Annotated in this window: 13 protein-coding genes; 4 read left to right on the top strand and 9 right to left on the bottom strand. The window is 55.0% G+C overall.

The window, feature by feature from the left end; genetic code table 11:
- Window position 1: 1 nt before the first annotated feature.
- The 4 genes from OGV50_RS05820 to OGV50_RS05805 are packed head-to-tail and all read right to left on the bottom strand — an operon-like array spanning window position 2 to window position 3851.
- Window positions 2-949, bottom strand: a complete 948-nt coding sequence (locus OGV50_RS05820; RefSeq protein ID WP_200093071.1) for an iron-siderophore ABC transporter substrate-binding protein — start codon at window positions 947-949, stop codon at window positions 2-4.
- 15 nt (window positions 950-964) lie between these two features.
- Window positions 965-2017 (bottom strand): FecCD family ABC transporter permease, encoded by a 1053-nt coding sequence (locus tag OGV50_RS05815; RefSeq protein WP_047458603.1) that lies wholly within the window; start codon window positions 2015-2017, stop codon window positions 965-967.
- Entirely contained in the window at window positions 2014-3027 is a 1014-nt protein-coding gene (locus tag OGV50_RS05810) for a FecCD family ABC transporter permease (protein WP_286488381.1), read from the bottom strand. The genes OGV50_RS05815 and OGV50_RS05810 overlap by 4 nt, the downstream gene beginning before the upstream one ends.
- Window positions 3024-3851, bottom strand: a complete 828-nt coding sequence (locus OGV50_RS05805; RefSeq protein ID WP_058668675.1) for an ABC transporter ATP-binding protein — start codon at window positions 3849-3851, stop codon at window positions 3024-3026. Before OGV50_RS05805 ends, OGV50_RS05810 begins: the two co-directional genes overlap by 4 nt.
- 449 nt (window positions 3852-4300) lie before the next feature.
- On the opposite strand from OGV50_RS05805, the gene OGV50_RS05800 reads away from it, so the two are divergent.
- From OGV50_RS05800 to mtr, 4 genes are all read left to right on the top strand, one after another.
- On the top strand, window positions 4301-6463 hold the full coding sequence (locus OGV50_RS05800) for a TonB-dependent siderophore receptor (RefSeq protein ID WP_060816139.1): 2163 nt from the start codon (window positions 4301-4303) through the stop codon (window positions 6461-6463).
- Between the two features lie 221 nt (window positions 6464-6684).
- The gene (gene tnaC / locus OGV50_RS05795) at window positions 6685-6780 is read left to right on the top strand and encodes a tryptophanase leader peptide (RefSeq protein WP_024130621.1); all 96 of its coding nucleotides are present in this window, start codon (window positions 6685-6687) and stop codon (window positions 6778-6780) included.
- A gap of 125 nt (window positions 6781-6905) precedes the next feature.
- Window positions 6906-8294: a tryptophanase gene (tnaA, locus tag OGV50_RS05790; RefSeq protein ID WP_200093067.1), complete on the top strand. Its 1389-nt coding sequence runs from the start codon at window positions 6906-6908 to the stop codon at window positions 8292-8294.
- 136 nt (window positions 8295-8430) lie between these two features.
- Window positions 8431-9675: a tryptophan permease gene (gene mtr, locus OGV50_RS05785; RefSeq protein WP_024130622.1), complete on the top strand. Its 1245-nt coding sequence runs from the start codon at window positions 8431-8433 to the stop codon at window positions 9673-9675.
- A gap of 87 nt (window positions 9676-9762) precedes the next feature.
- On the opposite strand, the gene OGV50_RS05780 is transcribed toward mtr, so the two are convergent.
- Genes OGV50_RS05780 through motA form a run of 5 tightly spaced genes read right to left on the bottom strand, consistent with a single transcriptional unit; the run spans window position 9763 to window position 14123 of the window.
- Window positions 9763-10413, bottom strand: coding sequence for a hypothetical protein (locus tag OGV50_RS05780; RefSeq protein ID WP_146235382.1), 651 nt, complete (start codon window positions 10411-10413; stop codon window positions 9763-9765).
- A complete protein-coding gene (gene parM / locus OGV50_RS05775; protein WP_196491298.1) occupies window positions 10406-11440 on the bottom strand; it encodes a plasmid segregation protein ParM domain-containing protein in 1035 nt (344 codons plus the stop codon). Before parM ends, OGV50_RS05780 begins: the two co-directional genes overlap by 8 nt.
- Window positions 11441-11483: 43 nt before the next feature.
- Window positions 11484-12296: a C40 family peptidase gene (locus tag OGV50_RS05770; protein ID WP_024130624.1), complete on the bottom strand. Its 813-nt coding sequence runs from the start codon at window positions 12294-12296 to the stop codon at window positions 11484-11486.
- Between the two features lie 16 nt (window positions 12297-12312).
- The gene (gene lafU / locus OGV50_RS05765) at window positions 12313-13260 is read right to left on the bottom strand and encodes a putative lateral flagellar export/assembly protein LafU (protein WP_104869027.1); all 948 of its coding nucleotides are present in this window, start codon (window positions 13258-13260) and stop codon (window positions 12313-12315) included.
- Entirely contained in the window at window positions 13260-14123 is an 864-nt protein-coding gene (gene motA / locus OGV50_RS05760; protein WP_012133674.1) for a flagellar motor stator protein MotA, read from the bottom strand. Before motA ends, lafU begins: the two co-directional genes overlap by 1 nt.
- Window positions 14124-14127: the final 4 nt, after the last annotated feature.

The raw sequence follows: 14127 nt of genomic DNA, 5'->3' as shown, positions 1-14127 counted from the left end.
GTTATTTCCCCTCCGGTAAGTGGCGCCCGGCAATATGCGACTGTACCTGTGCAACCATCAGGCTGAGTGATGCAAAGGAGTTCGAAATCGCCTCTTCACGGGAGATCAAAACGTAATGCCCGCGCTGGCAAGCGGTAAGAAACTCGCACCAGCCCGGCAACACAGCATCCATCGCGGCAATTTCATCCTGCGGCTTACCACCGGTATCACCGCGCCAGGTGGCAAAAACAAAATCCGCGTCCATCTCCGGCAGACGCTCCGCGCTCACGTCAATCCGCCCTCCCGGCGGAATGCTGTCGATCAGTTTCGGGAAGGAAAACCCGGCATCGCGCAGGACGCGTCCTAACGAATGATAGGTGTGCAACGCATTGATTTTTCCCTGATTTGCCTGAATGACTGACACCGTAATGTGTTGGGTATCCACCGTGTGCTTCAACCGGTCAATCTCTTCCCGGTAGCGACGCTCCAGGATAGCCAGTCGAGCCTGAGTTCCGGTAAGCTGCGCGAGCTTGCGGTAAATTTCCGGCGCGCCGCCGTCGAGATGATCAATGCTCACCGTCGGGGCGATTTTCTCCAGTTGTTCGATGGGCGTATGGCGACTCGGCTCGGTGATGATCAAATCGGGTTTCGCGGCGACAATCGCTTCAATATCAATGTCCGCCGTACCAATAAACTTTATCGTTGAATGATCAAAATCGACGCCGGTCAGCAGCGCGCCCGAACGCAGGAAATAGCTGCCGTCAGGACGCGTTCTGCCGTGGCTGGCGACCGGCGGAACGCCCAGCTCAATCAGCGGAATGGTGATATCAAGATCGTGTAGCGACACAATGCGCTGCGGATGCAGCGGCACGTTCACCACGCGTCCGAGATCGTCGGTAAAAGGCCGGGTGGCAACCTCTGCCTGTACAGAGCACCCCAGCAGCAGCAACAGCGAAAAAAGTAAACGCATACACCCTCTTAAAAATTACAAACGATCCCGGCGACGCCAGAGCAACAGTAAAAAGAAAGGGCCGCCGACCAGCGCAATCACGATCCCCGCCGGTATTTGCAGCGGCGCAAAGGCCAGACGCCCGATGGTATCCGTGAGCAGCACCAGCAGAGCGCCAATGAGCGCACTGCCCCACAGCAGCGCCATTTGCCCTCCGCGCAGGCAAAAACGCGCCATATGCGGCGCCATCAGGCCGACAAACCCCAGGCTGCCCACGCAGGAGACGCTGGCGGCGGTCAGAAAGACCGGCGCCATAAAACGCAGCAGCGCCAGATGAGACAGACGCACCCCGAGCCCGGTCGCGGTGTGATTACCCAGCAGCGCCACATCCGATGCTCTCGCCGTCGCAAACAGCAGAACAGCCGCAGGCAACGCCCACCCCAGCGCCACCCACAGCAACGGCCAGGTGGCGGCGTGCAGGCTTCCGGCTAGCCAGACCAGCGCCGTTTGCACATCGCGGACATCGGCTGTCGTCATAAAAACGCCCATTCCCGCAGCAAAGAACCATGAGACGCCAATGCCGATCAGCACAAATCGCGGGCGGGAGAAATCACGGGCCAGCAGCATGACCAGCGCGGCGACCAGTAATCCGCCAGCAATACCCGCCAGCGGTCGCCAGACCAGGCTGACCGACGGGAAGAGCAGCACTAACGCCAGTACCACCACGCTACTCCCCTCTTTCACGCCGATAAGACCGGGGTCAGCCAGGCCGTTACGGGTAATCGACTGCATCGCCGCGCCAGCCAGCCCCAGCATTGCTCCACACAGCAGCGCCATCAGCAAACGCGGAAGACGGACATCCCAGACAACATACTGCTGCTGCTCCGTTAACGCCTGCGGAGAGAACAACGCACGCCCGATGGCGGAAGCCGGAACGGGAAGCGACCCCTGCAACACGCCCGAAACCAGCAGTACGGCGGCCAGCGTGGCAAACCCCAGCACACACCACACCGTTTTCAGCCGGACAAGGCGTGAGAATTTCCCCACCCGCCATGCGCGCAGCCCGGCACGCGCCAGAACAACGCTCATTTAAGAAATCTCGACGCAATGAAAATAAACACCGGCGCGCCGACCAGCGCGGTCATCACCCCTGTAGCCAGCTCCTGCGGGGCAAGCAGGGTTCGGGCAACGATATCCGCCAGTAGCAGCACTGCCGCCCCCAGCAGCGCCGCCAGCGGGAGCATCTGGCGAATGTCTTCCGTCACCAAGCGTCTGATGACGCCCGGAACCAACAGCCCGATAAAACCCAGCGGCCCGGCAACGGATACCGCCGCGCCGCACAGCAGCGCAATGGCGATCATCGCCATCAGACGAATGCGCAGAATATTAACGCCCAACCCACAGGCCATCCGGTCGCCTAGCGCCAGAATATTCAGCCCCGGCGCTATCGCTATCGCCAGTACAACGCCAACCAGCGACGGCAGGAGAGCCTGGCGTACTTTTTCCCAACTCATCCCCGCGAGATCGCCCACCAGCCAGGTGCGCATCGCCAGCAACGTCTGCTCATCCAGAATAAGGATTGCCGCCGTGAGCGACGACACCATCGCCGACAGCGCCACGCCGCAGAGCGTGACCTTCAGCGGCGTCAGTCCGCCACGCCCGGCGGAAGAGAGCGCCATCACCAGCGAAAAGAGTGCCGCTGCGCCCCCTGCCGCAACCAGTGACTGACTGAGCCCCGCGACGCCCAGCGCGGTACACAGCACCACGGAGAACGCGGCCCCCGCATTCAGCCCCAGAATGTGCGGTTCGCCCAGCGGGTTGCGAATCAATGCCTGTAACAGAACGCCGGCTATGCCCAAAGCCGCGCCAACCAGCATGGCCGCAGCCATACGCAACAGACGCAGAGAGATAACGATTCGGTGATCAAAGTTTTTGGCATCGAAGTGAAATAACGCTTGAATGACGGTCTGCGGACTGACGGCACGCGCCCCAACGCCCAGATGAATCACCGCCAGCATAAACAGCAGCAGTAGCAAGACAGGAAGCGCCAGCAGAAATCGACCACGACGGCGGCCTGATGCGATGACCATAGCCGTCATTCTTCCGCTCCAGCCTTGGCACGAAACGGCATGAAGAACGGCTTTCCGGTCAACGGATTCACCGACATCTGCACATCGACGTCAAACACCGATTTGATCAGCTCCGGCGTACAGTGTTCTCCTTCATGTACGATCCCCTCCAGCCGCCCCTGTCTGAGAAAGACCAGCATATCGCCGTAATTCACCGCGAAATTGAGATCATGTAACACCACCACCACGGTACGACCATGATGGCGGGTCAGGGAGTGCAGAAGCTCAAGGATCTCTACCTGATAACGCAGATCGAGAAAGGTTGTAGGCTCATCCAGCAAAATAAACGGCGTTTGCTGCGCCAGCGCCATCGCAATCCAGCACCGCTGCCGCTGCCCGCCGGAAAGACTCTCCACCGGCAAATGGGCGAAGTCGGTTGTTCCGGTGAGCTGTAACGCCTGCTCTACGGCCTGTGCGTCATCATCGGTCCATTGCTGGAGAAAATTCTGCCAGGGAAAACGCCCGCGCGAAACCAGTTCAAAAACCGTTAATCCCTCCGGCACCAGCGGGGATTGCGGCAGGATGCCAAGCTGACGCGAAACCGCTTTGGTCGGCTGTTGATGAATCGCTTTACCATCAAGCAGCACGCTGCCGCCCAACGGCTTCAGCATTCGGGCAATCGTACTTAATAAGGTGGATTTGCCTGAGCCGTTCGCCCCGGCCAGCACCGTCATTTTACCTTGCGGGATAGTGAGGCAGACGTCATGCACGATGGCGTGCTGACGATAGCCAGCAGAAAGCTGTTTCAGCTCAATGCCCGTTCTGTGGGCGGTGTTTTCCACATGCTGTGGCATGTTCACTCCTGCGCCGTCGCAGCCTGGCAAAGCCAGCGCGCGCAGCCTTTCAAATAAAAATAAAACTCATTCTCTTTAAGATCTTGCTGGGTTGCGCTGTAGTAGTCAAGCAATTACGCCCTGTAGTTACCTCACCGTACGCACGCAACAAAAACGCCGCAGAAAAAGACGAACAAACTTATAAAAACAGATAAATATCAATAAATTAAAGATTATCTTCCCACAATAACACTACGGTTTTATGACGTTACCCCCGCTGTAGTTTCTTTTTCATTTTTACGTTTACTACTACAAACGCCCATGATTGAATGATTCTCAATTACACATCTGACGCCGTTTACGTTGGTTAAAAGATGGATAAAACGCATGGCTAGCAAGCCGGGCAATGAACTGGATAAACCTGTTTCCCCTCCCGTTTTTGGCAGGGTATTTTGCGGAATAAATAAAAGATGGCTAAGTTAACTCCTTATTTTTCTGGGATGAAAGGGCGAGCGCTGTGCTCCGCTCTGTTTTTGGGTATCACGACGGCTCCTGCGGTCATGGCGGCGGAAAAAGAAAACTCGCCGCTCAAAAATGAAGAGACGATGACCGTGCGCGCAGACGCCTCTTCTGCCGATCAGGCCGTCACATCAGGTTATCAACCGCTGAGTTCGTCCACCGCCACGCTGACGTCGATGCCGCTGCTGGATATCCCGCAGGTGGTCAATACCGTCAGCGACAAAGTGCTGGAAGATCAGCACGCCACAACGCTCGATGAAGCGCTGTATAACGTCAGCAACGTCGTGCAAACCAACACGCTGGGCGGAACGCAGGATGCGTTTGTTCGCCGTGGTTTCGGCGCGAATCGTGACGGTTCCGTGATGACCAACGGTCTTAAAACCGTATTGCCGCGCAGTTTCAACGCGGCCACGTCGCGGGTGGAAGTGCTGAAAGGCCCGGCCTCCACGCTGTACGGTATTCTCGATCCCGGCGGCCTGATTAACGTCGTGACCAAACGTCCGCAAACGCAATTTGGCGGCTCGATTTCCGCTACCTCCTCCAGCTTCGGCGGCGGCACAGGCCAGTTTGACATCACCGGGCCGATTGAAGGCACCCAACTGGCGTATCGCCTGATCGGCGAGTATCAGCACGAGGACTACTGGCGCAACTATGGCACTAACCAGAGCAGCTTCATCTCCCCTTCCCTGACCTGGTTTGGCGACAACGCGACGGTCAGCGTGCTCTATTCGCACCGTAATTACAAAGCCCCGTTCGATCGCGGCACCATTTTCGATCTCAATACCAAACAGCCGGTTAACGTGGATCGGAAAACCCGCTTTGATGAGAAATTCAATATCACCGATGGCGAATCGGATCTGGCGCAGCTCAATGCCGAATATCGCTTCAACAGCGCGTGGACGGCGAAGTTTGATTACAGCTTCAGCCAGGATAAATACAGCGATAACCAGGCTCGCGTGATGGCTTATGATTCCGCTACCGGGAACCTGACCCGCCGCGTGGATGCGACGCAAGGCTCCACCCAACGGATGCACGCGACCCGCGCCGATTTACAAGGAAACGTGGATATCGCTGGTTTCTATAACGAGATCCTGACCGGCGTCTCTTATGAGAATTACGATCTGCTGCGCACGGATATGATTCGCTGTAAGAACGTGAAAGGCTTTAATATTTACAATCCGGTCTACGGTACGCTCGGCAAATGCACCAGCGTCTCGGCCTCCGACAGCGACCAGACGATTAAGCAGGAGAGCTATTCCGCTTACGTACAGGATGCGCTGTATCTGACCGATAAGTGGATCGCCGTCGCCGGGATGCGCTATCAGTACTACACCGAATATGCCGGAAAGGGCCGCCCGTTCAACGTCAACACCGACAGCACGGATCAGCAGTGGGTGCCGAAATTCGGCATGGTCTATAAGCTGACCCCTTCTGTGTCGCTGTTCGGCAACGTATCGCGCGCCTTTATGCCGCAATACTCTATTGCCAGCTACATTGGCGATCTGCCGCCGGAAACCTCTACCGCCTATGAAGTGGGGGCGAAATTCGATCTCTTTGACGGCATCACCGCCAATATCGCCCTGTTCAATATTGATAAGCGCAACGTGCTGTACAACGAAATCGTGGATGGCGAAACCGTGGCGAAAACCGCAGGGCGCGTACGCTCACAGGGGGTGGAAGTGGATGTCGCAGGCTCGCTGACGCCCAATACCAATATCATCGCCAGCTACGGTTATACCGCAGCAAAAGTCACGGAAGATCCCGATTACAAAGGGAAACCGCTGCCTAACGTACCGCGTCATACCGGTTCATTGTTCCTGACCTATGACATTCACAACGCCTTTATGGGCAATACGTTGACCATTGGCGGCGGCGGACATGGCGTAAGCCGTCGCTCCGCCACCAACGGCGCGGACTATTATCTGCCTGGTTATTTTGTGGCCGATGCCTTCGCAGCCTATAAGATGAAACTGCAATACCCGGTGACTCTGCAACTCAACGTGAAAAACGTGTTTGATAAAACGTATTACACCTCATCCATTGCCACCAATAATCTGGGTAATCAGATTGGCGACCCGCGTGAAGTTCAGTTCACGGTAAAAATGGAGTTCTGATCCTTCTCGTCCAAATACCCTGTCAATTCTGGCAGGGTATTCCCGCTATTCCCTCACATTAAGATGAATAAACTCACACCGCCCAATGAACGCAAAAATGCGCGCCTCATCAACTTTCTTAACTGAACTGTATCAGATTTAACATTTTGTGATTTTTATCGCGGATAAATTTTAATCTTCCGCTATTTTTAAATTCCCTTTCACTCATGGAGGACGATGTAATGAAACACAAATCGTTTTATCGCCTCATTGCCGCAGGCGGTCTGCACTTCTGGTATAACCTCGATCCGCGTATTTCTAACGACTTTCCGCGTTAATTCTCCTTAGCCGTTCAACATCAATAAAAAATTAACTGAACACTACGTTTGGTCGGTATTTCTTGCGCCTGTTAAAGGCACAAAAATAACGTTCACGTAGCGCGACATGCTATTGGAGAAATAATATGAAACGTATTCCTGAGCCGTTCCGCATTAAAATGGTAGAAAACATTCGTATGACCACCTGGGACGACCGTGTTAAAGCGCTTGAAGAAGCGGGATATAACCCTTTTCTGCTCAGAAGCGATGATGTATATATCGACCTGTTGACCGACTCCGGCACTGGCGCAATGAGCGATTGTCAATGGTCAGGACTGATGATGGGCGATGAAGCCTACGCCGGCTCACGCAACTATTACCATCTGTGCGACAAAGTAAAAGAGCTGATCGGCTACCCGTTTACGATCCCAACACACCAGGGACGCGGCGCCGAGCAAATCCTGTTTCCCTGTCTGATTGCCCGCCGCAACGCCGAAAAACCGGTCTTTATTTCCAACTTCCACTTTGATACGACCGCCGCCCATGTCGAATTAAACGGCGCGAAAGCCATCAACGTGGTGACGCCAAAAGCGTTCGACACCACCTCATGGTACGACTGGAAAGGCAACTTTGATATCGACCTGCTCAACGCCACTATCGCGGAACATGGCGCAGAAAACGTCGCGGCGATTATCACCACCGTCACCTGCAACAGCTCAGGCGGCCAGCCGGTTTCCATCGCCAATATGCGCGAAGTGTATCAAATAGCGAAGCGGCACAATATTCCGGTGGTCATCGACTCCGCCCGCTTCTGCGAAAACGCCTGGTTTATTAAACAGCGCGAAGAGGGATACGCGGATAAAACGGTGAAAGAGATCGTCCGTGAGATGTACCAGTATGGGGATATGCTGACCATGTCGGCGAAGAAAGATCCGATGGTCAATATCGGCGGGCTGTGCTGCTTCCGTGATGATGAAGATCTGTTCAACGACGTGCGCATTCGCTGCGTGCCGATGGAAGGGTTTGTCACTTACGGCGGGCTGGCGGGGCGCGATATGGAAGCGCTGGCGATCGGCCTCGAAGAAGGGATGAATGAAGATTTCCTCGCCTATCGGATTAACCAGGTGGAATACCTGGGCGAACGGCTGCGCGAAGGGGGGATTCCAATCCAGTATCCAACCGGGGGCCACGCGGTATTTGTCGATGCGAAGCTGCTGCTGCCGCACATTCCGGCAGAACAGTTCCCGGCTCATGCGCTGAATAACGAACTGTACCTGGAAGCCGGGATTCGCAGCGTGGAAATTGGCTCTCTGCTGCTTGGGCGCGATCCGGCCACTGGCAAACAAAAACCGTCGCCAATGGAGTTACTGCGTCTGACGATCCCCCGCCGGGTCTACACCAACGATCACATGGACTATATCGCGGATGCGTTAATCGCCGTAAAAGCCCGCGCCGCATCGATCAAAGGGCTGACTTTCACCTATGAACCGCCGGTGCTGCGCCACTTTGTGGCCCGGCTGAAACCGGTGAAATAACGTTCTGATACGCGCTCCCCTGCGGGAGCGCGATTCCGCTATTTAATACGATATTCAACGCATTCAGGCATGAGAAAAACGGGATCGCCCTTTTCTCTGCACAATGACGGGCATAGCCACGCGAGGAAAACGCACTATGGCTACATTATCGGTCGCAAATAAAGCGCCGTCGCTGATCGGCGGGGCAATGATTATCGGTGGAACCATTATTGGCGCGGGCATGTTTTCTCTCCCGGTGGTGATGTCTGGCGCCTGGTTTTTCTGGTCACTGCTGGCATTAATTTTTACCTGGTTTTGTATGCTGCATTCCGGGTTAATGATCCTGGAAGCAAACCTGAATTATCATATTGGCGCCAGCTTCGACACGATTACCAAAGACCTGCTGGGAAATCGCTGGAATATTATTAACGGTCTGACCGTCGCGTTCGTGCTGTATATTCTGACTTACGCCTATATTTCCGCCAGCGGTTCGGTTATTCACCATACCTTTGCACAAATGGGGATCGTCTTTCCGGCCAGGCTCGGCGGGTTATTATTCGCCCTGGCGGTAGCGTTTATTGTCTGGCTAAGCACCCGGGCGGTGAGCCGTATGACAACCATTGTGCTGGGCGCTAAAATTCTCACCTTCTTTATGACGTTTGGCGGTTTGCTCTGGCACGTCCAGCCGACGATTTTACTCAATACCGCTGAAGTCAGCCCCAGCTACCTGCCCTACGTCCTGATGACGTTGCCGTTCTGTCTCGCCTCATTTGGTTATCACGGCAACGTGCCCAGTCTGATGAAATATTACGGCAAAGATCCGTTAACCATCCGTCGCTGCCTGCTGCTGGGAACGTTGATGGCGCTGGTGCTGTATATCATCTGGCTGGTCGGTACGATGGGGAATATTCCGCGTCCGGCGTTTATTGAGATCGCCGAAAAAGGCGGCAATATCGACGTGCTGGTACAGACGCTGAGCGGTTTGCTGAACAGCTCAACGCTCGATCTGCTGCTGACCGTCTTCTCCAACTTTGCCGTCGCCAGTTCGTTCCTCGGCGTTACGCTGGGATTATTTGATTACCTCGCCGATCTCTTCAGGTTCGACGACTCGCCAAAAGGACGTTTCAAAACTGCGCTGGTCACGTTTCTGCCGCCCATCACCGGCGGCTTAATCTGGCCAAATGGGTTTATCTACGCCATCGGTTTTGCCGGGCTGGCCGCCACCGTCTGGGCGGCGATTGTCCCGGCGCTGCTGGCGCGCGCATCGCGCAAACGCTTTAACAGCCCGCACTATCGGGTATGGGGAGGCAACGCGATGATCGTCCTGATTTTATGCTTTGGGGCAGCTAACGCGCTTATCCATATTCTATCCAGCATTAACCTTCTGCCGGTATACCGGTAGTACGCCGTGCGCGGCGGCATAAAATAAAAAGGGAACCGCCGGGTTCCCTTTTCAACACTGGTGACGCGCTGTGCGAAGTGCGAAAGTCTAAAAGATCCCTTTCTGACGCACTTTACTCATCTTCTGCGTCGGCGCGTCTACGGTACTGAGATCGACTTCTTCAGCATTTACGGATTTAGCCGGTTCCGCCGCTGACGTGCGCCCCGTCACGCGCAGCTGTTGCAACAGCAGATGCTGCTGTTCCAGCAAGACTTTGAGCTGGGCAACCTCTTCGCGCAGTTTTGCCGTCTCCTCATGCTGCGTGTTATCCGATGGCGCTGCGGCAACCTGCTGTTTTTGCAGGGTCTGCGCCATCAGCGTACGCATTTGCGCCAGCTGCTGTTCGCTGAAGTCTTTCTCTTTTTCTGCATCGCCATCGCCGGTCATGAGGGCGACGGGCAGCAAATTGCTCTCCTGCAATTCCGCGCAAAGGGATTCGAGGCTCAAACCTTCCCGGCTCAGGGATTCTGCAACATGGCTGCACAATTGCGGGTTGAGAAGATGCAATTGCAGGCCGGACAGATAGATATTGCGATGAAACTGGCGGATCTCCATGTTGGCGTCATTGACGTCGCTCCCGTCCCGCTGCACTGCGCCATACCATTTTTTTAGTTGCAGCATCGCGCGCAAATCCGCGCGCGATCGCTCTGGCGACAAATGCAATGAGAGGTTAACACGGCGGATCTGCCTGTTACTCATCGTCGCCTACCTCAACCATTTGCGGCGAATCAATCTGCTCAACGCCTGACTCAGCATGGTACAGGCAGATCTCGCGAGAGAGCGCGCTTTGCGGGTTGTCGAGCGTCACCACGCGTTCGCCGAGCGTCGAATAGGCCTGACGCAGAGCGGATTCGATCAGATGCGCGCCGCCGCCGACCAGATAAACGCGGTTAGGGTTTTTAGCGAATTTCTTCGCTTCATAAGCCACCTGATCGCCAAGTTCCTGAATCTTGATCTCGATCCGTTCAAGGATCTCGTCAATCCGCGATTCATCGTTAATGACGCTTCTGACAAAATCCAGATCGTTGCGACGCTTGATCAGCTCGTTCGCCACCAGGTAGCTGGAGTCGCTGTCCGCCGCCGCCAGTAATTTACGCGTGGCGTCCGTCACCATCGCCACGCCGATTTCGTTGTTGCCGTAAATTGCGGAAACATCGTCAAACTCGCCGACAATCACCCCCATGTCCAGCGTTGTCCCGCCGCAGTCGATGACCAGCGACTTGGTGAATTCATTCACGTTGGAGTTAAGCAGATGCGACAGCGCCGCAGGCAGGCTCTCCGGCATAACATGCACATCAACGATACGGAACAGCTCGCCTTTATTCAGCGAGATCTCACGCATCAGGTTGCGACGTTTCGCTTCGATGCGCTCATCGTTACGCTGGCAATCGTCCGGCTTGTAGAATTGCGTAATCGGCAGTGTGACGATAACTTCAACGTCACGCGGCGTCAGGCCGGTTTGCAGCAGCGCATGATGAACCGCCAGCAGATTCAAATCATCATACTGGTATTCGATGTGCGTCGTGGAAAGCGCTTTATCCGAGGTCGCATCATAGGTGTATTTCGTGGTGCCGATGGTGTAGTTGTATACCGACTGGCCACGCAGCAGCGCCGCGCTTTTCCAGTCCTTACGGAAGGAGTTCGGCGAAACAACGGTCTTCAGCGTACCGTTTTCAATCCAGCTAATTTTTACATTGGTCGAGCCATCATCAATGGCGAATTTCATACGTGTTGCGGTCATGGGTTTTAACTCAATCTAAGGGTCATTTTTACAGCGTCGCCTCTTCCGTCAGAATGCGGCGAGCGCCGAGGTAATGCGATTGCCAGAAATCATCTGAAAGCTGGCTAATGCGGATATTTAGCCCGCTACGCGGGGCCTCAATAAACTCATCGTTTCCAAGGTAGACGCCAACATGGTCGGCGCCCGGTCGCTGGTTAATGTTAAAAAACACCAGATCGCCGCGACGGAGTTTATCTACGCGAATATGTTTAAGAGTGGGGTCCTGATACATGCCGTTTGCCGTGCGGGGTAGCTTGCGCTCCAGCACATGATTGAAGGCGTAGAAAACCAGGCCACTGCAATCAAATCCTTCCAGCGGATTTTTACCGCCCCAGACATAGGGCTTACCTAACTGGTCTTCCAGACGCTTGATGACGGTATGTAATCGGGACGCCAGTTTCGGGCTGATGCGCCCCGTTTTGTCCTTCCCTTTGCGCGCCTGACTCCACAGTGTGTCAGAGCCGCCCAGGCTACCGGGCTGCCAGCGAGCATGCATTGCCAGCATCTCGCGGTTTTTAGTGCGGTCAGCCAGTTTTTGCGCCGTTTCCCGCTGCTTTTGTTCCGGCGTTAACGGTACGACGGCAGTCCGTTTTTTCACTTTCGCCATCAGCCGCTCGCGATTTTTTTTCCGCATCTGCAACGCGTTTTCCTGCTGCGTCATACCCGCTTCTACAGGCTTCGGCTTTGCGATGCTGTAGCCCGTCGGCATCAGCAATAACAGGATGAGAGAAAAAAAAGGTACCTGGCGGCACAGAACATGCCGGGCAGGTACAAAACGGACAGAACGGATGAAACGTTTCACAGCAATAACGATCTGATCAATGGTTTTTCGTCAGTTTATCGGTCAGCGGTTTAATGACTTTTTCGCCATGCTGCCCAAAGAACTGGTACAGAGAATCACTGGCGGAATGCGTCAGCACCATAATTTCAATGCGGCGGTTCGCGGAACTCAGCGGATGTTGCGGGTCAAGCAACATCTGATCCGCCATGCCGCTCACTTGCAGAATTTTGCTTTGATCCAGCCCCCCGGTGGTCAGAACCGCCCGCGCCTGCATGGCGCGTTCGCCGGACAAGTTCCAGTTGTTATAAAGCACCTGATCGCGAAAACGCGTGGCATCGGTATGGCCGGTGATGATGATCTTGTTGTCAATCTTGTTCAGTTCCGGCGCGAACTCCGTCAGTAAGCGTTTGAAAAACGGCGTCAGGATTGCGCTACTGCGCTGGAACATCTCGCGTTTTTGATCGTCCGAGACCAGAATACGCAGCCCCTGCGGCACAATTTCCATTTTCAGGTTGGCTTGCGCATCGTACGTCGAGGTGATTTTCATGATAATGCGCGCCAGATCTTCAATCTCATTACGCGAGCGGGCGTTCACGTCGTCCAGGCTTTCCGTCTGTTTCGCCTGCTGAGCAATCTGCTTCTCCGCATCGGTCAACGGTTTTGACGACTCTGCCGTTTTCGACGGTTTAGGCGTTTTCGGATGACGGCTGTCAATCAGCGAAAGCTGCCCGCCCTGCCCCTCTTTTTGCGTAATGGGCGTTAATGAGTTGCCTTCAAAGACCGACTCGCCATTAAGCATGGAGACAATCTCTTTACGTTCTTCTTCCGTTACCGCGCCCATGATCCACAGCACCATAAACAGCGCCATCATTGCCAGCGTGAAGTCTGCGAAGGCCACTTTCCAGGCGCCGCCATGAAATTCATCATGGCTTTTACGCGAGGAGCGTTTGATGATCGTGGTATGTTCTTTGCTGCGGTTACGCATCAGGCATCACCCATCATCTGGTTTACCCAACCGTCCAGCGTCGCGAATGTCGGTTTCGTGTCCATCGGCAGCATTTTGCGCCCGGCATCGACCGCCAGCAGCGTCGGCTTACCGGCAACGTGGTTCACCAGTACGGTACGCACGCACTCCAGCACCGAGATTTGCTTTTTGGTGCGTTGCTCCATGGCGTTCGCCACCGGGTCCATCAGGCAGTAACAGAAGAATACGCCGAGGAAGGTTCCCACCAGAGCGGCCGCAACCTTCACGCCGATGACCGCAATCGAGCCGTCAATGGATTGCATGGTAATGATGATGCCAAGTACCGCCGCGCAGATGCCGAATCCAGGCATCGCTTCCGCAGTACGTTGCAAAGAGCGGGACGGTTGCAGAAGGTTCTCTTCCATTGCCACCAGTTCCTGTTCGAGAATCCCTTCCAGCTCGTGCTCGTTGATTTTCCCCATCGCCATCAGGCGGAAGTTATCGGAGATGAACGTCACCAGCGCTTTGTCGTGCAGCATGAGGGGGTATTTCTGGAATAACGCGCTGTTTTCCGGTGCTTCGATATGCTCATCCAGCACCTTCAGACCGCCGTCCTGCACCAGTTCCAGCAGTTCATACAGCAGCATCAGCAGCTGGCGCTGATACTCATCGGTATATTCGTTTTTGCGCATAATGCCGCGAAACTGACGGTACATTTCGCTCAGCACCGCTTTGGGGTTCGCCAGTACCATCGCCCCCAGTCCCGCGCCAAGAATAATGATGATTTCACCCGGCTGCCAGAATGAGGCGAGGTGTCCGCCTGACAAAATAAAGCCGCCGACAACACACCCCATGATGATGAGAATACCTAAGAATTTCTGCATAAAC

It is taken from the genome of Citrobacter sp. CK180 (assembly GCF_030333655.1).
GTDB classification, from domain to species: Bacteria; Pseudomonadota; Gammaproteobacteria; order Enterobacterales; family Enterobacteriaceae; genus Citrobacter_B; species Citrobacter_B koseri.
This window is presented reverse-complemented; position numbering and strand designations above follow the sequence as displayed.